Here is a 17337-nt window from a genome sequence, read left to right on the forward strand (position 1 = left end):
CTATTGTGCCGCGGGCGACTGCAGCCAGTGCACGCTGAACAATCGCTCCGGGTCCGTCCACACCGCGGCCGGCCGGAGGCCCGCCTTCACCGCCAGCGCGCGCAGGCCCTCGACGGTGAACTTGTGCGAGTTCTCGGTGTGGATGGTCTCGCCTTCCTCGAACTCGAAGCGTTGGCCGTCCAGCCTCACGCCCTGCGCGCGGCGGCTCACCAGGTGCATCTCGACGCGGCGCAGCGGCGCGTTGTAGAAGGCCGCGTGCGTGAAGCCCTCGAGGTCGAAGTCGGTGCCGAGCTCGCGGTTGGCGCGCCGCAGCAGGTTGAGGTTGAAGGCGGCCGTCACGCCCTGTGCGTCGTTGTAGGCGGCATGCAGGAGCGCCGGGTCCTTGACCAGGTCCACGCCCAGCAGCAGGCCGCCGCCGCGCAGCAGGCGTTGCGCGAGCTGCAGGAAGGCGAGCGCCTCGTCGGGGCTGAAGTTGCCGAGCGTCGAGCCGGGGAAGAAGCCCACGCGCTGGCCCAGCCCTTCACCGCGCGCCGGCAGCACCAGCGGCATGGTGTAGTCGGCCACCACCGGCAGCACCGCAAGCTGCGGGTAGTCGACACGCAGGCGCTGCGCCGCCGCCTCGAGATGCTCTCCCGAAATGTCGATCGGCACGTAGCGCCGCGGCGAGCGCAGCGCGTCGAGCAGCAGGCGCACCTTGGTGAGCGAGCCCGCGCCGAACTCGATGACCTCGGCATGCGGCCCGATCTGTTCGGCGATCTCTGCCGCATGCTCGGTGAGGATGCGCGTCTCGGTGCGCGTCGGGTAATACTCCGGCAGCTCGCAGATGCGATCGAACAGCTGCGAGCCGGCCGCGTCGTAAAAGAACTTGGGCGAGATGCTGCGCGCGCTGCGGTTCAGTCCCTCGAACAGTTCGCGGCCGAAATCCGACAGGGGTGCGGCCCGCTGGGCGGTGCGAAAGGCATGGAGGCTGAGTGCAGGAATGGCCATCAGAGATCCTTGGCGAGCCGCAGGCCCGAGAACTGCCAGCGCGCGGCCGGCGGAAAGAAGTTGCGATAGCTCGGCCGCGCATGGCCCACCGGCGTCGCGACGCTGCCGCCGCGCAGCACCAGTTGGCCGACCATGAACTTGCCGTTGTACTCGGCCGCCGCGCCGGCCAGCGGCCGGAAGCCCGGATAGGGGTCGTAGGAGGAGCGCGTCCATTGCCAGACGTTGCCGCTCATCTGCGAGATGCCGGGCAGCTCGTGCGCGGCCTCCCATTCGAATTCGGTGGGCAGCCGCGCCCCGGCCCATTCAGCGTAGGCGGCCGCCTCGTAGAAGCTCAGCTGGGCCACCGGCGCCTCGGGCTCCATCGGCCGCACGCCATGCAGGCCGAAGACCTGCCAGCCGGCAGTCGCACCCTGGTGCGGCTGATGGACCAGGCGCGGATCGTCGGCCGCCAGCCAGTAGGCCGGATGACGCCAGCCCTGCGCCTGCACCGCCGCCCAGCCGTCGGACAGCCAGAGCTCCGGACGCTGATAGCCGCCGTCGGCGATGAACTGCGCATAGTCGCCGCAATTCACCAACCGGTCGGCGATGGCATGGGGTGCGAGCAGCACCGCATGGCGCGGCGTCTCGTTGTCGAAGCAGAAGCCGTCGCCGGCGTGGCCGACCTGGACCACCCCGCCGGACTGCGCGAGCCATTGCACCGCGGGCGCGACCGTGGCCAGCCGCAGCGTCGGGCTGGGCGCCCCACGATAGGCCGGCAGCAGCGGATTGCAGGACAGGGCATGCAGGATGTCGGTGAGCAGCAATTCCTGGTGCTGCTGCTCGTGGTTCAGCCCCAGCTCGACGACCGCCGAGATCGCCGCCGAGTCCGCCCCGCCACCGCGGTCGAGCAGCGCCAGCACCGCTTCGTCCACGTGCTGCCGATAGGCATGCACCTCCTCGAGCGCGGGTCGCGTCAGCAGCCCGCGCTGCGGCCGCGGATGGCGCGGCCCCAGCGCCTCGTAGTAGGAGTTGAAGAGGTAGGCAAAGCGCGCATCGAAGACGCGATAGCCCGCGGCATGCGGCTGCACCAACAGCGTTTCGAAGAACCAGGTCGTGTGCGCCAGGTGCCACTTGGTCGGGCTGGCATCGGGCATCGACTGGATGCACTGGTCCTCGGCCGACAGCGGCGCCGCCAGCGCGAGGCTGTGGGCACGCACCGCCTGGAAACGTTCGCGCAGGTCATCCGACGCTGGCTTGGCCGGCCGGGTCAGCTTCATGGGGTCTCCATTGTTGGGATGGAACGGTTTTTTAGCCCATGCATGCCGCCCGGCGCCGTAGGACAAGGACCCGGGCGCCGGCACGGCCGAACTCGCGACTTTGGCACAAGACGCCGGAACGTGCACGGCGCCTGCGTATCATCCGCCGCATGAACACGCCCGCCACCTCCCGCCGCCCCCGTGTCGTCATCGTCGGCTGCGGCTTCGGCGGCCTGGAGGCGGCGCGCAAGTTCCAGGGCCAGGCGGTCGACGTCACCATCATCGACAAGACCAACCACCACCTGTTCCAGCCCCTGCTCTACCAGGTCGCGACCGCGGGCCTGGCGGCGCCGTCGATCTCGGCGCCGGTGCGCCTGCTGTTTCGCCGCCAGTCCAACATCACGACCCTGCTCGGCGAGGTGACCACCATCGACCCGGCCGCGCGCGAGGTGCAGTTGGCCGACGGCACCCGCCTGGGCTGGGACCACCTGGTCGTCGCGGCCGGCGCGACCCATAGCTATTTCGGCCACGACGACTGGTCGCGCCTGGCACCCGGCCTGAAAACCCTGGCCGATGCCTTCGAGATCCGCCGCCGGGTGCTCATGAGCTTCGAGGCGGCCGAGATCGAGCCCGACCCGGTGCGCCAGCGCGCCCTGCTCACCTTCGCCGTGATCGGCGCCGGCCCGACCGGCGTCGAGATGGCCGGCACGCTGGCCGAGATCGCGCGCCATACGCTCAGCGGCGAGTTCCGCCGCATCGACCCCGCCAGCGCCGAGGTGCTGCTGATCGAGGGCGGCCCGCGGGTGCTGCTGGCCATGCCCGAGAGCCTGAGCCAGCGCGCGCTCGAGCAGTTGCAGAAGCTGGGCGTGCAGGTGCGCCTCAATGCCCGCGTCACCGCCGTCACCCCCACCGGGCTGCAGGTCGAATCGCCCTTCAGCGACGGCGGCGCCGGCGTCGGCACCCACCGCATCGATTGCAACTGCGTGATCTGGGCGGCCGGCGTGGCCGCCTCGCCGCTGGGCCGGCTGCTGGCCGAGGCCACCGGCGCCGAGTGCGACCGTGCCGGCCGCGTGAAAGTACTGCCCGACCTCAGCCTGCCCGGCCATCCGGAGATCAGCGTGGTGGGCGACCTGGCCGCCGCCATGAGCCACCGGCCCGGCAAGGAGCCCAAGCCGGTGCCCGGGGTCTCGCCCGGCGCCAAGCAGGCCGGCCGCGCCGCGGCGACCAACATCCTGCGCCGCATCGCCGGCAAGGAGACCGTGCCCTTCCGCTACCGCGATTACGGCAATCTCGCCACCATCGGCCGCAACTCCGCCGTGGTCGACCTCGGCACGCCTTTCGGGCCGCTGCGCTTCTCGGGCCGGCTGGCCTGGCTGTTCTGGCTGTTCGCCCATGCCTATTTCCTGATCGGCTTCCGCAACCGCATCGTGGTGCTGATGGACTGGGCCAGCGCCTACTGGAGCTTCCAACGGCATGCGCGCGTGGTGGCGGAGGTGCGCGGCCGGGGCGAGGCCTGAACCGCAGCGGCCGTCCAAGTCCGCGACGCGACCCGGGTCTTGCGCTGCGTGGGCACGCCGGGGGCGGCGTTCTTGCAAGCTCCTGTCCTGGCCCGCGCAGGGGCGCGCGCCGGAACGTGCGGCACCTGCCGCACGACGCCTGGTCTAGCCGCGAAAGGATCCCCATGAACACGACGATGGAAGTGGCCAGGAAGCTGGTCGCGCTGTGCAAGGAAGGCAGGTTCGACGAATGCAGCAACACGCTGCTCGCCGACGACGTGGTCAGCGTGGAGGCCGCTGCCCCGCCGGGCATGGAACGCGAAGCCCGGGGACTCGAGGCGGTGCGCCGCAAGGGCGAGTGGTGGGGCAGCAACCACGAGGTGCATTCCTTCAGCGTCAGCGGCCCCTGGCCGCACGACAACCGCTTCGTGGTCGGCTTCCAGTTCGACGTCACCTTCAAGCCCACCGGACAGCGCATGAAGCTGGACGAGGTGGCGCTGTACACAGTGCGCGACGGCAAGGTGGCGCGCGAGGAATTCTTCTACGACACCAGCGGTGCCTGAGTCCAGGCACGCCGTGATCTCCTTCGACGCTCACACGCACCGCTTCAACCTGCGCGCCGCCGCTGTCGTGCTGCACGAGGGCGCAGTGCTGCTGCACCGCATCGAAGGCGACGATTTCTGGTCCATGCCGGCGGACGCGTGGAGCCCGGCGAGACCGGCCGGCTCCCGCCTGCTCGCCGGCCCGGTGCCCTTCCTGGGCAGCGAGGACGGCCTCGCGCTGACCTTCGCCTGGTTCGACTGCACGCGGCTGGACGAGATCGAGGTCCGGCCCTCCGTCCTGGCACGCGCGCTGGCATCGCCGGAGCGCGGCTTCCGGCACGTGATCCACCATGAGCGCGAGGCCGGCTGAGGCCTTCGGCACCCGCCATCCGAACTTGCGAAGGAACCCGCCATGATCCATGTGCGCGAGATCGACCACCTCGTCCTGCGCGTCGTCGACCTCGACGCGATGGTCGCCTTCTACTGCGACGTGCTCGGCTGCACGATCGAGCGCCGGCAGGAAGCGATCGGACTGGTCCAGCTGCGCGCCGGGCGCTCCATCGTGGACCTGGTGCCCGTCGATGGCGAACTGGGACGCGCCGGCGGCGCGCCGCCCGGTCCGGAGGGCCGCAACCTCGATCACTTCTGCCTGCGCGTCGAGCCCTTCGACGAAGCAGCCATCCGCGGCCATCTGCAGGCACACGGCATCGACGCCGGTCCGGCCGAGCCACGCTATGGCGCGGAAGGCCGCGGGCCTTCCTTGTACATCCGGGACCCGGAGGGCAACGTGGTCGAGCTCAAGGGGCCGCCCGGCGGCGCCTGAGCGACCGCGGTTTCTCGCCACGCACGAAGCGTCACACATCGCGTGCATGATCGGCTTTTTGCCTCGATGAAGATCCGACCTTTCCAGCCCGCCGACGAAGACACGGTGATCGGCCTCTGGCAGGCTTGCGGCCTCACCCGCCCATGGAACGACCCGCACCGCGACATCCAGCGCAAGCTCGGCGAGCAGCCCGAGCTGTTCCTCGTGGCGGTCGAAGGCGAGACGCTGATCGGCACGGCCATGGTGGGCTTCGACGGCCACCGCGGCTGGGTCTACTACCTCGCGGTGTCGCCGCAGCACCGCCGGCTTTCCCTCGGCCGCGCGCTCATGCAGGAGGCCGAGCGCCTGTTGACGGAGCGCGGCTGCCCGAAGATCAACCTGCTCGTGCGCTCTTCCAACACCGAGGTGCTGGCCTTCTACGACAAGCTCGGCTACACGCGGGACGACGTGGTCAGCCTGGGCCGCCGCCTGATTCACGACCACTGAGCCGCATCGAAGCACGGCGCCGCCCCCTGGGCGATGGAGACCGGGGCGGTCGAATTCGGCGTCCGGCCGGCGCAGAATAGGCACTCGATCCACGCATCGCGGAGAGTCTCATGAAGCGCCTCCTCTGCCTCGCCATGGCCCTGCTCCTGCTTCCGGGCACCGCCCTCGCCCAGTCCGACGAGCCCTGTCGGACCCGCACCACGGTAGAGATCAACCAGTGCGCTCAACAGACGCTGGCGCGCAGGGACAGGGAACTCAACGACGCCTACCAGGCCCTGCTCAAGTCGCTCGCCCCCGCCGGCAAGGACGATCCGGTCGACTACGCAGCCACCCGCCGGCTGCTGCAGCAGGCGCAGCGGGCATGGGTGCAGTTCCGCGAGAACGACTGCAGGGCGAAGTACATGCGCAGCGCTACCGGCACGGTGCGCGACATCGCGGCGCTGGGCTGCCAGATCGCGCACACCGAATTGCGCACGCGGCAGTTGAGGGAGTGGAATCGGGCCTGAGCCGGTGGGCAAGCGGCCGGGTCTCGCCTCCACGCCTCTCAGCGCTTCGACGTCCCTGGCCGGAAGGTGGTGCCGCCATCATCGATTCTTGCCGTTCTCCGCCTCCTGCAGCAGCCGCCACATCACCTTGCCGCTGCCGCTCTTGGGCAGCACGTCCACGAACTCGACCGCGCGCGGAATCTTGTAGACGGCCATGTTCTCGCGGCACCAGTCGATGATCTCCTGCGCGGTGGTGCTCTTGTGCGTGGCGCGCAGCACCACCACCGCCTTGACCGATTCGCCGCGGTAGGCGTCGCGGGTCGAGATCACGCAGGCCTCCTGGATCGCCGGGTGGCGGAACATCAGCAACTCGACCTCGGCCGGCCAGACCTTGAAGCCGCTCGCGTTGATCATGCGCTTCAGGCGGTCGGTGATGAAGAAGTAGCCGTCCTCGTCCATGCGCCCCATGTCGCCCGAGCGGAAGAAGCGCTTGCCCTCGAACTCGACGAAGGCTGCCGCGGTCGCGTCCGGCCGCTTCCAGTAGCCCTGGAACACCTCGGGGCCGTGCATGATGATCTCGCCCGACTCGCCCACCGGCATCTCCTGCAGCGTGTCCGGATCGACCACCCGCGCGTCGGTGCTCATGAAGGGGATGCCCAGGCACTGCTGCTTCGGGTTGTCGAAGGGATTGGCATGCGAAGGCGCCGCGGTCTCGGTGAGGCCGTAGCCCTCCTGGTAGCGCAGCCCGTACTGCTCGAAGAGGCGCTGCGCCACCGCCTGCGGCATGGCGGCCCCGCCTCCGCCGATGTGGACCAGGCTGCTCAGGTCGAAGCTCGCGAAATTGGGACTGCCGAGCAGGTCGATCACCATGGTCGGGATGTTGGTCCAGCTCGTGACCTTGCGGCGCGAGATCAGGCGGCCCGCCACCTCCCGGTCCCAGCGCGGCATGACGACCAGCGTGCCGGCGCTCACGATGGTGGTGTGCAGCATGCTCACCACGCCGGTGATGTGGAACATCGGCACCACCGCCAGCACCACCGTCTCGCACGAGGCCAGGCCCCAGAGCATGCTGGCGTAGGCGTTGTGCATCAGGCTGGCGTGGTGGTGGATGCAGCCCTTGGGCAGGCCTGTGGTGCCGCTGGTGTAGGGCAGCAGCGCCATGTCGTTCGCGCCCACCACGTGCTCCGGCGGCGCATGGCCCGCGGCCAGCGCGTCGGTCCAGGCCGTCACCTCGCCGCCGGCCAGTGCCGGCAGCGGGTGCCGCGTCAGCAGCCAGTCGCGCCAGGCCGGTGGCGGCGCCTCGTCGCCCTGCACCTCGGCGTCGAAGGCATCGGTGAACTGGGTGACGACGAGGTGCGCCAGGCGCTCGCCGGCCGGCAGCGCATCGCTGGCCTTGGCCAGCTCGGGCGCCAGGTCGGCGGTGGTGATGGCCACTTTCGCATCGGGATCGGTGATGTAGTGCTTGAGCTCCTCGGCCCGGTTCATCGGGTTGACCGGCACCACCACCGCGTTGGCGCGCAGGATCGCGAAATGCGCGATCACCAGCTGCGGGCAGTTCTGCATGTCGAGCACCACGCGGTCCCCACGCTTCACGCCCAGGGCCTGCAGCGTGCCCGCCAGGCGCTCGGCCTGTTCGGCCAGCGCTCGGTAGGAGGTCTCGCGGCCGAAGAAGACCAGCGCGGCCTTGTCGGGGAAGCGCGCCGCCGAGGTGGCCAGGTTGTGCCACAGCGACGTGGCGGGGACGGTGATCGATCGGGGCAGGCGCTGGGGCCAGAACTTGAAGTGCGGGCGGTCCATGAAGTCTCCGGTAAGCGGGCAAGCCTACGCCGCCGACCCTTGCCGGCCGCATCGGGGAAGCCCGGACGGCGTCACATGGGCGACTCGCCGAAGGCGGATGCTTTCCTCGGCCCGGCGGCCGACAGACAGCCGGGCCGTTCTGCCGTACAACGGCGGTCCCCTTTGTTCAAACCACCACGAGGAGCTCACATGGCAGCAGACAAGCGCGCAGATGTCCATTGGGAAGGCGCCGGCAAGACCGGCAAGGGCCAGATCAGCACCGAGACCGGTGCGCTCAAGAACTACCCCTACGGCTTCAAGAGCCGCTTCGAGAACGACGTGACAGGCACCAACCCCGAGGAGATCCTCGGCGCGGCGCATGCCGGCTGCCTGACGATGGCCTTCGCCTTCGCGCTCGAAGGCGCGGGCTTCACCGCCACCAGCATCGACACCAAGGCTGCGGTGCGCCTGGCGCAGGACGGACCCGGCTTCAAGATCGACCGCATCCAGCTGGAGCTGGAGGCGGCGATCCCCGGCATCGACGAGGCGAAATTCCAGGAACTGGCGGCGGGCGCCAAGGCCGGCTGCCCGCTGTCGAAGGCACTCGCCAGCGTGCCCGAGATCACGCTGAAGGCGACGCTGAAGAGCTGATGAAGCCGCGCTGTTTATGATCGTCCGGCCAACGAGGAGACGAACATGAACAGCAGCATGAAGACGCTGGTCGCGGCCGCGTGCCTGGCGGCCTCGGCCGCGGCCCTGGCCGCCTTTCCCGAGAAGCCCATCAAGGTCGTGATCGGCTTTCCGGCCGGCGGCCCGCTCGACCAGCACGCACGGCTGCTGAGCGACAAGCTGCAGGCCGTGCTGGGTCAGCCCGTGGTCATCGACTACAAGCCCGGTGCCGGCGGCGCCGTCGGTGCCGACGCGGTCGCCAAGAGCCCGGCGGACGGCTATACGCTCATGCTCGCCAACACCGGCGTGGCCGTGATCAACGGCGCGCTCTACAGCAAGCTGCCCTACAGCACGCTGAAAGACTTCACGCCGATCGCGCGCACCGCGATGCAGCCGCTGGCGCTGCTGGTCACGCCCAAGCTGCCGGTGAACAGCCTCCAGGAATTCGTGCGCTATGCCAAGGCGCGCCCGGGCCAGATCAACTACGGATCGGCCGGCAACGGCGGCATCAGCCACCTGGTGCCGGAGATGTTCAAGACCGCGACCGGCCTCTACATGGTCCACATCCCCTACCGCGGCAGCGCACCCGCCTTCACCGACCTGATGGGTGGCCAGGTGCAGTTCATGGCCGAATCCATTCCCCAGGCCGCCAACTACCACAAGCAGGGCAAGGTGCGCGCGCTGGCCGTCACCAGCGCCCAGCGCAATGCCGCCCTGCCGGACATTCCGACGGTCATCGAGACCGGCATCAAGGGCTTCGAGGTGGTCGGCTTCTACGGCTTCCTCGCGCCTGCGGCGACGCCGAAGGACGTGGTCGCGAAGCTTTCCGACGCCTTCCGGCAGGTGCTGGCCAACCCCGAAGTGCGCGAGCGCATGACCAGCCAGGGCGCCGACCCGGCCTTCCTGGGCAGCGAGGATTTCGGGCGCTTCCTGGTTGCGGAAACCCCACGTTGGGAAAAAGCCGTCAAGGCCTCCGGCGCCCGTCTGGACTAAAGCCGCCCCGGGGGGCCGGCGCGCCCCTTGATGCACATATCTTGCATACCAGTTGGCATGAAAGCTGCTGGCATGCAGGCTCATGTCCATCACCGCTCCCGAAATCAGTGCGCGCATCGTCGAAGCGGTGATGGCGCAGAAGCTCGCCCCGGGCGCGCGCCTGGGCGAGCAGCAGCTCGCGATGCTCTTCGACTGCAGCCGCACCATCGTGCGGGAGGCGCTCACGCGCCTGGCGGCGCGCGGCATCGTCACGGTGAGCGCACGCCGCGGCTGGTACGTGATCGAGCCCTCGCAGGACGAGGCGCGCGAGGCCTTCGAGGCACGCCGCGTCATCGAATCCGGCCTGATCCGCAGCGCCGGCCCCATCGACAGGCAGAAGCTGCGCGCCCTGAAGACCCACGTGCAGCGCGAGAAGGCCGCGCTGAAGGGCAGCGACGTCGGCGCGCGCAGCTACCTGCTGGGCGACTTCCACGTCTGCCTGGCCGAGTGCCTGGGCAACTCGCTGCTGGCCGACACGCTGCGCGACTTCACCGCGCGCACCACGCTGATCGCCATGCTCTACCAGTCCTCGCACGACGCGGCGCAGTCCTGCGAGGACCACGTGCGCATCGTCGCCGCACTGGAACGTGGCGACACGGCCGGCGCCGAGGCGCTGATGAACGAGCACATCGGCACGGTCCAGGCCGCGCTGCGCGTGCCGAGCCAGGCCGATCCGCTGGCGCAGCTGCGCGACGCGCTCGCACCACTTCAAGGCACGCCGCCCCACGGCGAGGCCAAGGCACAGGTCTTGCGTAAGCCCAGCCGGCGCAAGGCCTCCGGCGCCCCCTCTGCACCCGACTCATCCGACAACTCATCGACCTACCTAGGAGCCCTGTTATGACCATTTCCAAGCGTCACTTCGCGCTGGCCTTCGCCTGCGCCGCCCTGCTCGCCTCCGGTGCCGCGCAAGCCCAAGGCGCACTCGAGAACATCCAGAAGTCCAAGACCCTCAAGGTCGCGATTCCCACCGACTACCCGCCCTACGGCTTCGTCGGCCCCGACATGCAGCCGCAGGGGCTGGATGTCGAAGTGGCGAAGCTGATCGCCGCCAAGCTGGGCGCCAAGGTCGAGCTGGTGCCCGTCACCAGCGCCAACCGCATCCCCTACCTGCAGACGAAGAAGGCGGATCTCGTGATCTCCACGCTGGGCAAGAACGCCGAGCGCGAGAAGGTGATCGACTTCAGCTCTGCCTACGCGCCCTTCTTCCAGGCCGTGTACGCGTCGAAGAGCCTGAACATCAAGAGCTTCGCCGACCTGGCCGGCAAGAGCGTGGCCGTGACCCGCGGTGCGATGGAGGACCAGGAACTCGCCAAGGTCGCCCCCGCCAGCCTCGACTACAAGCGCTTCGAGGACAACAACGCCACCATCGCCGCCTTCGTCGCCGGCCAGACGCAGACGCTCGCCACCAGCGCCGCCGTGGCCGGCAACATGATGCAGAAGAACCCGCAGCTGGGCGCCGAATACAAGCTGCTGCTGAAGGACAGCCCCTGCTTCGTCGGCATCGCCAAGGGCGAGGATGCGCTGAAGGCCAAGGTCAACGAGATCATCGCGGCGGCCAAGAAGGACGGCACGCTGGACATGCTGTCGAAGAAGTTCCTCGGCAAGGAAGCCGGCGACCTTCCGTCCTGACCCACCGCCGTTTCTTGCTCACTTCGTGTAGCCGAATCCCCCCTCAAGGGGGCAACACCAGCGGCCCGGCCAAGCCGGTTCCGCGGTGTTTCCCGAACAGTCGCGGCAAAGCCGCTCCACAAGGTCAGCCATGAACTTTGATTTCGGCGCCGTCCTCGTCGACTGGCCGCTTCTCGCGAAAGGCATCGCTTGGACGCTGGGCCTGACGCTGATCGCCACACTGATCGGCATGGCGGTGGGCATCGCCTGCGCCTGGGCGCGCGCGAGCGGGCCGGCCTGGCTGCGCTGGGTCGTCGGCAGCTACGTGGAGCTGATCCGCAACACGCCCTTCATCGTGCAGCTCTTCTTCATCTTCTTCGGGCTGCCGGCCGCGGGATTCAAGCTCTCGCCGGAGGTGGCCTCGGTCATCGCGATGGTGATGAACCTCGGCGCCTACGCCACCGAGATCATCCGCGCCGGCATCGAGGCCACGCCGCGCGGGCAGATCGAGGCGGCGGTGAGCCTGGCGCTCAACCGGGTGCAGGTATTCACCCGCGTGGTGCTGCCGCCGGCATTGAAGAAGGTCTGGCCCGCGATGGTGAGCCAGATCATCATCGTGATGCTGGGCTCGGCGGTGTGCAGCCAGATCTCCACCGAGGAGCTGAGCTACGCGGCCAACCTGATCCAGAGCCGCAACTTCCGCGCCTTCGAGGCCTTCATCATCGCCACCGCGATCTACCTGGCGCTGTCGGTGCTGGCGCGGCGGCTGCTGAACTGGGCGGGACCGAAGTTCTTCTTCGGCCGGTAGGGAGCGCACCATGATCGAGTTCTCGCTCTGGGACATCCTGCGCAATCTGCTGCTGGCGCTGCGCTGGACGGTGGTGCTGTCCCTCATCGCCTTCGTCGGCGGCGGCATCGTGGGCGGTTTGCTGCTCTTCCTGCGCCTCTCGGGCGGCCGCACGGCCGAGCGGCTGATCGCACTCTACGTGCAGCTGTTCCAGGGCACGCCCCTGCTGATGCAGCTGTTCCTCGCCTACTTCGGCATCGCGCTCCTGGGCATCGAAGTCTCGGCCTGGACCGCGGCCTCGGTGGCGCTCACGCTCTACACCAGCGCCTTCCTCACCGAGATCTGGCGCGGCTGCGTCGCCGCCATTCCCAAGGGGCAGTGGGAGGCCTCGGGCAGCCTGGCCCTGAGCTTCGGCGAGCAGATGCGCCACGTGATCCTGCCGCAGGCCACGCGCATCGCCATTGCGCCCACGGTGGGCTTCCTGGTGCAGGTGATCAAGGGCACGGCGCTGGCCTCGGTGATCGGCTTCGTGGAGCTGACCAAGGCGGGCAGCATGATCTCCAACGCCACCTTCAAGCCCTTCGTGGTCTTCAGCTGCGTGGCGCTGCTCTATTTCGCGCTGTGCTTTCCCGTGAGCCTGTACGCCAAAAACCTCGAAAGGAAGATCCATGGCGCTCGTCGCTGAAATCCCTGCGGCCGCACCGGTCTCCGCGGGTGCGGCACCCATCGTGCGCATCACCGCGCTGCGCAAGGCCTATGGCACGAACGAGGTGCTCAAGGGCATCGACCTGGAGGTCCGGCGCGGCGAGGTGATCGCCATCATCGGCAAGAGCGGCTCGGGCAAGAGCACGCTGCTTCGCTGCATCAACGGCCTGGAGGTGTTCCAGGAAGGATCGCTCACGGTGGACGGCAAGCCGCTGCTGCACGAGAGCGCGATGGCCATGCGCGAGCTGCGGCAGCGCGTGGGCATGATCTTCCAGAGCTTCAACCTGTTCCCGCACCTGTCGGTGGGCCGCAACGTGATGCTGGCGCCGACGCTGGTCAAGAAGCTCGGCAGCCTCGAGGCCGCCTCCCAGGCGCGCAAGCTGCTCGCGCGGGTGGGCCTGGAGCAGAAGTTCGACGCCATGCCCGACCAGCTCTCCGGCGGCCAGCAGCAGCGCGTCGCCATCGCCCGGGCGCTGGCGATGGAGCCGGCGGTGCTGCTGTGCGACGAGATCACCTCCGCGCTCGACCCCGAACTGGTGGGCGAGGTACTGCGGGTGGTCGAGTCGCTGGCCGAGGAAGGCATGACGCTGCTGATGGTGACGCACGAGATGAGCTTCGCGCGCAAGGTGAGCGACCGGGTGATCTTCATGCACCAGGGGCGGGTGCACGAAATGGGGCCGCCGCAGCAGCTCTTCGGCGATCCGAAGACGCCCGAGCTGAAACAGTTCCTTTCCTCGCTGCAGGACTGAGGGGGAACCCGCGGGCTGTGGCAAGCTCGCAGCGGTATGCGATACCGCTCTCGACACCGCTCTCGACACCTCGCTCTCTCGCCGCCACCCCGGCGCCTCCTGCTTCGTGCCGTGCTGGGCGCCGTTGCGTCCGCGCCCCTGGCGGCGCTGGCGGGCTTCAATTTCTTCACCAGCGAGTACACCGCCACGCGCGAGGAGCTGCAAGCCCAGATCGCCAAGCGCTTCCCGGTGCAGCAGCGCTATGCGGAGATCTTCACCGTGGGCCTGCGCGATCCGCGCCTGGGCCTGGACGCGACGACCAACCGTGCGGCGATCACGGCCGTGCTCAGCATTGCGAGCCCGCTGCTGCAACCTTCCACCGTCGAGGGCGTGGTCTCGATCAGCAGCGCGCTCAAGTACGACGCGCCGGCCCGCGCGCTGCGCCTGGACCAGCCCCGCGCCGAGCGGCTGGAGCTGCAGGGCGTGACCGGCCGCGATGCCGAGCGCCTGCAGCGCATCGGCGCGATGGTCGCGCAGGAGCTGCTGCGCGGCCAGCCGCTGCGCACCTTCACCGCCGAGGAGCTGACGGTGGGCCGCAAGACCTACGAGATCGGTGACATCACCGTGCAACAGGATGGCATCACGGTAGAGTTGAAATGACGCGCACGCTCTCTCTCGCCGGCCTTGCCGCAACGCTCCTGATCACCGCCTGCTCGACACTCGCGCCTGCCGCCAGGGGCGACTTCGACCTTCAGGCCCACCGCGGCGGCCGCGCCCTCGCGCCCGAGAACACGCTGGCCGCCTTCGACAATGCGATGGACATGGGCGTCACCACGCTGGAGCTCGACATCGGCCTCACCGCCGACGGCGTGGTGGTGATCTCGCACGACACGGTGCTCAACCCCGACCACACGCGCGACGCGAGCGGCGGCTTCCTGCCGGCCAAGGGGCCGGCAATCCGCGCGCTCACGCTCGCGCAGGTGCAGCGCTACGACGTCGGCCGCATTGACCCGTCCACGAACTACGGCCGGCAGTTCGCCAGGCAATTGGCGCGCGACGGCGAGCGCATCCCGACGCTGGCCGCGCTCTTCGACCGGGTGCGCGAGCGCGGCGCGACACAGGTCCGCTTCAACATCGAGACCAAGCTCGATCCCGGCCGCCCCGATGAAACCGCCGCGCCCGAGACCATGGTGCGCGCGCTCCTGGCCGAGATCGACAAGGCCGGCATGGGCCCGCGGGTGACGGTGCAGAGCTTCGACTGGCGCACCCTGGCGCTGGTGGGCCAGTGGGCGCCGCAACTGCAGCGCGCCTACCTCACCAGCAGCCGCACGCTCCAGGATCCGCGCTGGGCCGGCGGGCTGCGTCGGGAGGACTTCGGCTCCACGCCCCAACTGGTAAGGGCCGCGGCAGGCCGCAGCGACCGGCCGGTGATCTGGTCGCCGGCCTTCAACGACCTCACGGCCGTCCAGGTGCAGGAGGCCCGGTCGCTGGGCCTGCAGGTGCTGCCCTGGACCGTGAACCAGCGTGCCGACATGGCGCGGCTGATGGACTGGAAGGTGGACGGGATCATCACGGACGATCCCGCGGTGCTGCGCGACCTGATGCGCGAGCGCGGGATCGCGCTGCCGGCCGGGCGCTGAGCTTTCAGACGTGCCGGGCCGCCGGCGTACGTGGTGCGTCGTTCAAGGGCTGACGGTCGGCCCGCGCGTGCAGCGCCTCGATGATGTGGCAGTGCGCGTCGCTGCCGTCGCAGCAGTCGCGCAGGGCGATCAGCTCCTTCTCCAGCGCACGCAGCTCGCGCAGCCGCTCGCGCACGTGGCCCAGGTGGGCATCGAGCGCCACATTGGCCGCGGCGCAGTCGGCCTTGCTGCGCAGGTCGAGCGCGAGCAGCGCACGGACCTCGTCCAGCGACATGTCCATCGCGCGGCAGAGGCGGATGAAGCGCAGCTGGTGCACGTCGGCATCGGTGTAGAGCCGGTAGCTGTTGTCGCCGCGGGCCTGCGGGGCGATCAGGCCCTCTTTCTCGTAGTAGCGGATATTGGTGGCGGAGAGCCCGCTTCGGGCGGCTGCATCGCCGATGCGATAACCCTGTTCGCCGGGCGGGTTTGCGACCATCATGGTTTGACCTTCCAGTGACTTCAAGCTTTCCAATGGTGCCATCACTGGAGAAAACATGTCTGCGAACTGCTGCGATCACGACCACGAACATCTGTCCGCCAGCGACACGCCGCGCTACCGGCGCGTGCTCTGGGTGGCGCTGGCGCTCAATGCGGCCATGTTCGCCGTCGAGATCGGAGCCGGCTTCCGCTCTGGCTCGGTGTCGCTGCTGGCGGACGCCATCGATTTCTTCGGCGACGCGGCCAACTATGGCGTGACCCTGGCTGTGCTCTCCATGGGCCTGGCCTGGCGCGCCCGCGCGGCGGTGCTCAAGGGCCTGAGCATGCTGGGCTTCGGCGTCTTCGTGGCTGGCAAGACGCTGTGGTCGGCCACGCAAGGCGTGCCGCCCGAGGCGCTGACCATGGGGCTGATCGGCGCGCTGGCCCTGGGCGTGAACGTGGCAGTCGCGCTGATGCTCTATGCCTTCCGCGAGGGCGACGCCAACATGCGCAGCGTGTGGCTGTGCTCGCGCAACGACGCGATCGGCAACGTGGCGGTGATGCTGGCGGCCCTGGGCGTCTTCGGCACCGGCACCGCCTGGCCCGACCTGGCGGTGGCCGCGGTGATGGCGGCGCTGGCGATCAGCGGCGGCTTGTCGGTGCTGAAGCAGGCACGCGGCGAGCTGGGCCGCGCGGCCGACGGGCACGTGCACCGGGCCTGACAAGCTGTGAAGCGCATCGACGGCGGTTCCATAATCGCCGGCGATGTCCCAGCAAAGCTCTTCTTCCGGCGCGCCGTCCGCGGGCGCCATCACCGACGTGGCCGGCATCGAGGTCGGCCACTTCACCGATCCCCGCCGCCCCACGGGCTGCACCGTCATCCTGGCGCGCGAGGGCGCCGTGGCAGGCGTGGACGTGCGCGGCGCGGCGCCGGGCACGCGCGAGACCGACCTGCTCGCACCCGGCAACTTCGTGCAGCAGGTGCACGCGGTGATGCTGGCCGGCGGAAGCGCCTGGGGCCTGGCGGCGGCCGAGGGCGCGATGCGCTGGCTGGAGGAGCGCGGCGTCGGCCTCGACGTGCGCTTCGGCACCCTGCCGATCGTGCCGGCAGCCGTGCTCTTCGACCTGCCGCTGGGAGACGCCCGCATCCGCCCCGATGCGGCGGCCGGCTACGCGGCCTGCGAAGCGGCGTCGAAGGCCGTACCCGCGGAGGGCAACGTGGGCGCCGGCAGCGGCGCGCTGGTGGGCAAGCTCTTCGGCGTGCACCGCGCGATGAAGGGCGGCATCGGCACTGCCTCGGTGACGGTGCAGGGCGTGACGGTCGGCGCGCTGATCGCCTGCAATGCGCTGGGCGACGTGCTGGACCCGGATACCGGCCGGGTCGTCGCCGGCGCACGCACCGAGGACGGCCGCGCCTTGCTCGACACCCGCCGCGCCCTGCTGCGCGGTGAGCTGCCCCAGCCGCTGCTGGCGGGCACCAACACGACGCTGGGCGTCGTGGCAACGGATGCGCGGCTCACCAAGGTGCAGGCCAACCGGCTCGCGACCGTGGCCCACGACGGCCTGGCGCGCGCCATCAATCCGGTGCACACCATGAGCGATGGCGACACCCTGTTCGCGCTGGCCGCCGGGCGCGTGCCACTGGAAGGCGGCGCGCCGGGCATGACGGTGCTGAGCACCATGGCGGCCGAGGCCGTGGCGCGGGCCACGCTGCGGGCGGTGCAGGCCGCGCGCACGGTACAGCTGGGTAAGAGCGTCTTTCCGTGCGCTTCGGACCTGGGCCAGGCATCCCCGGCCTAGCCGCACGCGCTTTGTAACCGCGCGCGGGCCGAAAGCCCTCAAAATGCGCTGCCGCGCACGTCGCGTGCGCGAGCTCCCGACC

Annotated in this window: 21 protein-coding genes; 17 read left to right on the top strand and 4 right to left on the bottom strand. The window is 69.6% G+C overall.

All coding sequences use genetic code 11. The annotated features are described in order from the left end of the window. Entirely contained in the window at nt 1–987 is a 987-nt protein-coding gene (egtD, locus tag A8M77_RS06310; RefSeq protein ID WP_086920706.1) for an L-histidine N(alpha)-methyltransferase, read from the bottom strand. Then, nucleotides 987–2243: an ergothioneine biosynthesis protein EgtB gene (egtB, locus tag A8M77_RS06315; protein ID WP_086920707.1), complete on the bottom strand. Its 1257-nt coding sequence runs from the start codon at nt 2241–2243 to the stop codon at nt 987–989. The genes egtD and egtB overlap by 1 nt, the downstream gene beginning before the upstream one ends. A 149-nt stretch (nt 2244–2392) precedes the next feature. Here egtB and A8M77_RS06320 point away from each other — a divergent pair, with 149 nt between their 5' ends. The 6 genes from A8M77_RS06320 (at nt 2393) to A8M77_RS06345 (ending at nt 6075) form a co-directional block, all read left to right on the top strand. Further along, nucleotides 2393–3739: an NAD(P)/FAD-dependent oxidoreductase gene (locus A8M77_RS06320; protein ID WP_086920708.1), complete on the top strand. Its 1347-nt coding sequence runs from the start codon at nt 2393–2395 to the stop codon at nt 3737–3739. A 164-nt stretch (nt 3740–3903) separates the two neighbouring features. Further along, nucleotides 3904–4281 (top strand): nuclear transport factor 2 family protein, encoded by a 378-nt coding sequence (locus A8M77_RS06325; RefSeq protein ID WP_086920709.1) that lies wholly within the window; start codon nt 3904–3906, stop codon nt 4279–4281. Next, on the top strand, nt 4274–4630 hold the full coding sequence (locus A8M77_RS06330; RefSeq protein WP_143694555.1) for a hypothetical protein: 357 nt from the start codon (nt 4274–4276) through the stop codon (nt 4628–4630). The genes A8M77_RS06325 and A8M77_RS06330 overlap by 8 nt, the downstream gene beginning before the upstream one ends. A 42-nt stretch (nt 4631–4672) precedes the next feature. Further along, nucleotides 4673–5083, top strand: coding sequence for a VOC family protein (locus A8M77_RS06335; RefSeq protein ID WP_086920711.1), 411 nt, complete (start codon nt 4673–4675; stop codon nt 5081–5083). A 66-nt stretch (nt 5084–5149) separates the two neighbouring features. After that, entirely contained in the window at nt 5150–5569 is a 420-nt protein-coding gene (locus tag A8M77_RS06340) for a GNAT family acetyltransferase (RefSeq protein ID WP_086920712.1), read from the top strand. A 110-nt stretch (nt 5570–5679) separates the two neighbouring features. Then, nucleotides 5680–6075 carry a lysozyme inhibitor LprI family protein gene (locus tag A8M77_RS06345; protein ID WP_086920713.1) on the top strand — a complete coding sequence of 132 codons (396 nt, stop codon included), beginning with the start codon at nt 5680–5682 and terminating at the stop codon, nt 6073–6075. A gap of 78 nt (nt 6076–6153) precedes the next feature. Here A8M77_RS06345 and A8M77_RS06350 read toward each other — a convergent pair whose 3' ends face one another. After that, complete coding sequence (locus tag A8M77_RS06350; RefSeq protein ID WP_086920714.1) at nt 6154–7851, bottom strand: long-chain fatty acid--CoA ligase; 1698 nt, start codon at nt 7849–7851, stop codon at nt 6154–6156. 189 nt (nt 7852–8040) lie between these two features. Here A8M77_RS06350 and A8M77_RS06355 point away from each other — a divergent pair, with 189 nt between their 5' ends. The 9 genes from A8M77_RS06355 to A8M77_RS06395 all read left to right on the top strand — a co-directional run bounded on the left by A8M77_RS06355 (nt 8041) and on the right by A8M77_RS06395 (nt 14999). After that, nucleotides 8041–8481, top strand: a complete 441-nt coding sequence (locus A8M77_RS06355) for an OsmC family protein (RefSeq protein ID WP_086920715.1) — start codon at nt 8041–8043, stop codon at nt 8479–8481. Between the two features lie 45 nt (nt 8482–8526). Next, complete coding sequence (locus tag A8M77_RS06360; protein WP_086920716.1) at nt 8527–9492, top strand: Bug family tripartite tricarboxylate transporter substrate binding protein; 966 nt, start codon at nt 8527–8529, stop codon at nt 9490–9492. An 82-nt stretch (nt 9493–9574) separates the two neighbouring features. Beyond that, nucleotides 9575–10372: a GntR family transcriptional regulator gene (locus A8M77_RS06365; protein ID WP_086920717.1), complete on the top strand. Its 798-nt coding sequence runs from the start codon at nt 9575–9577 to the stop codon at nt 10370–10372. Next, nucleotides 10369–11160, top strand: coding sequence for a transporter substrate-binding domain-containing protein (locus A8M77_RS06370; protein ID WP_086920718.1), 792 nt, complete (start codon nt 10369–10371; stop codon nt 11158–11160). Before A8M77_RS06365 ends, A8M77_RS06370 begins: the two co-directional genes overlap by 4 nt. Before the next feature lie 130 nt (nt 11161–11290). Continuing rightward, nucleotides 11291–11947 (top strand): amino acid ABC transporter permease, encoded by a 657-nt coding sequence (locus A8M77_RS06375; RefSeq protein WP_086920719.1) that lies wholly within the window; start codon nt 11291–11293, stop codon nt 11945–11947. 10 nt (nt 11948–11957) lie between these two features. Then, the gene (locus tag A8M77_RS06380; RefSeq protein WP_086920720.1) at nt 11958–12611 is read left to right on the top strand and encodes an amino acid ABC transporter permease; all 654 of its coding nucleotides are present in this window, start codon (nt 11958–11960) and stop codon (nt 12609–12611) included. Then, nucleotides 12595–13380: an amino acid ABC transporter ATP-binding protein gene (locus A8M77_RS06385; RefSeq protein ID WP_086920721.1), complete on the top strand. Its 786-nt coding sequence runs from the start codon at nt 12595–12597 to the stop codon at nt 13378–13380. Before A8M77_RS06380 ends, A8M77_RS06385 begins: the two co-directional genes overlap by 17 nt. A 111-nt stretch (nt 13381–13491) precedes the next feature. Further along, nucleotides 13492–14019: a DUF1439 domain-containing protein gene (locus A8M77_RS06390; protein ID WP_238136735.1), complete on the top strand. Its 528-nt coding sequence runs from the start codon at nt 13492–13494 to the stop codon at nt 14017–14019. Continuing rightward, the gene (locus tag A8M77_RS06395) at nt 14016–14999 is read left to right on the top strand and encodes a glycerophosphodiester phosphodiesterase (protein WP_086920723.1); all 984 of its coding nucleotides are present in this window, start codon (nt 14016–14018) and stop codon (nt 14997–14999) included. Before A8M77_RS06390 ends, A8M77_RS06395 begins: the two co-directional genes overlap by 4 nt. A 4-nt stretch (nt 15000–15003) precedes the next feature. Here the strand turns inward: A8M77_RS06395 and A8M77_RS06400 are convergent, their stop codons facing one another. After that, nucleotides 15004–15474 carry a Cd(II)/Pb(II)-responsive transcriptional regulator gene (locus tag A8M77_RS06400; RefSeq protein WP_086920844.1) on the bottom strand — a complete coding sequence of 157 codons (471 nt, stop codon included), beginning with the start codon at nt 15472–15474 and terminating at the stop codon, nt 15004–15006. Nucleotides 15475–15532: 58 nt separating this feature from the next. Between A8M77_RS06400 and A8M77_RS06405 the strand changes: the two genes are divergently transcribed. Then, nucleotides 15533–16177 (top strand): cation transporter, encoded by a 645-nt coding sequence (locus A8M77_RS06405; RefSeq protein ID WP_086920724.1) that lies wholly within the window; start codon nt 15533–15535, stop codon nt 16175–16177. Nucleotides 16178–16220: 43 nt separating this feature from the next. Beyond that, a complete protein-coding gene (locus A8M77_RS06410) occupies nt 16221–17255 on the top strand; it encodes a P1 family peptidase (protein ID WP_086920725.1) in 1035 nt (344 codons plus the stop codon). Nucleotides 17256–17337 lie beyond the last annotated feature (82 nt).

It is taken from the genome of Variovorax sp. JS1663, assembly GCF_002157355.1.
In the GTDB taxonomy this organism is placed as follows: Bacteria; Pseudomonadota; Gammaproteobacteria; order Burkholderiales; family Burkholderiaceae_C; genus Variovorax.

Coding starts and splice junctions, on each gene's coding strand:
- egtD (WP_086920706.1), bottom strand. CDS start 987: ATGGCCATTCCTGCACTCAGCCTCCATGCCTTTCGCACCGCCCAGCGG.
- egtB (WP_086920707.1), bottom strand. CDS start 2,243: ATGAAGCTGACCCGGCCGGCCAAGCCAGCGTCGGATGACCTGCGCGAA.
- A8M77_RS06320 (WP_086920708.1), top strand. CDS start 2,393: ATGAACACGCCCGCCACCTCCCGCCGCCCCCGTGTCGTCATCGTCGGC.
- A8M77_RS06325 (WP_086920709.1), top strand. CDS start 3,904: ATGAACACGACGATGGAAGTGGCCAGGAAGCTGGTCGCGCTGTGCAAG.
- A8M77_RS06335 (WP_086920711.1), top strand. CDS start 4,673: ATGATCCATGTGCGCGAGATCGACCACCTCGTCCTGCGCGTCGTCGAC.
- A8M77_RS06340 (WP_086920712.1), top strand. CDS start 5,150: ATGAAGATCCGACCTTTCCAGCCCGCCGACGAAGACACGGTGATCGGC.
- A8M77_RS06345 (WP_086920713.1), top strand. CDS start 5,680: ATGAAGCGCCTCCTCTGCCTCGCCATGGCCCTGCTCCTGCTTCCGGGC.
- A8M77_RS06350 (WP_086920714.1), bottom strand. CDS start 7,851: ATGGACCGCCCGCACTTCAAGTTCTGGCCCCAGCGCCTGCCCCGATCG.
- A8M77_RS06355 (WP_086920715.1), top strand. CDS start 8,041: ATGGCAGCAGACAAGCGCGCAGATGTCCATTGGGAAGGCGCCGGCAAG.
- A8M77_RS06360 (WP_086920716.1), top strand. CDS start 8,527: ATGAACAGCAGCATGAAGACGCTGGTCGCGGCCGCGTGCCTGGCGGCC.
- A8M77_RS06365 (WP_086920717.1), top strand. CDS start 9,575: ATGTCCATCACCGCTCCCGAAATCAGTGCGCGCATCGTCGAAGCGGTG.
- A8M77_RS06370 (WP_086920718.1), top strand. CDS start 10,369: ATGACCATTTCCAAGCGTCACTTCGCGCTGGCCTTCGCCTGCGCCGCC.
- A8M77_RS06375 (WP_086920719.1), top strand. CDS start 11,291: ATGAACTTTGATTTCGGCGCCGTCCTCGTCGACTGGCCGCTTCTCGCG.
- A8M77_RS06380 (WP_086920720.1), top strand. CDS start 11,958: ATGATCGAGTTCTCGCTCTGGGACATCCTGCGCAATCTGCTGCTGGCG.
- A8M77_RS06385 (WP_086920721.1), top strand. CDS start 12,595: ATGGCGCTCGTCGCTGAAATCCCTGCGGCCGCACCGGTCTCCGCGGGT.
- A8M77_RS06395 (WP_086920723.1), top strand. CDS start 14,016: ATGACGCGCACGCTCTCTCTCGCCGGCCTTGCCGCAACGCTCCTGATC.
- A8M77_RS06400 (WP_086920844.1), bottom strand. CDS start 15,474: ATGGTCGCAAACCCGCCCGGCGAACAGGGTTATCGCATCGGCGATGCA.
- A8M77_RS06405 (WP_086920724.1), top strand. CDS start 15,533: ATGTCTGCGAACTGCTGCGATCACGACCACGAACATCTGTCCGCCAGC.
- A8M77_RS06410 (WP_086920725.1), top strand. CDS start 16,221: ATGTCCCAGCAAAGCTCTTCTTCCGGCGCGCCGTCCGCGGGCGCCATC.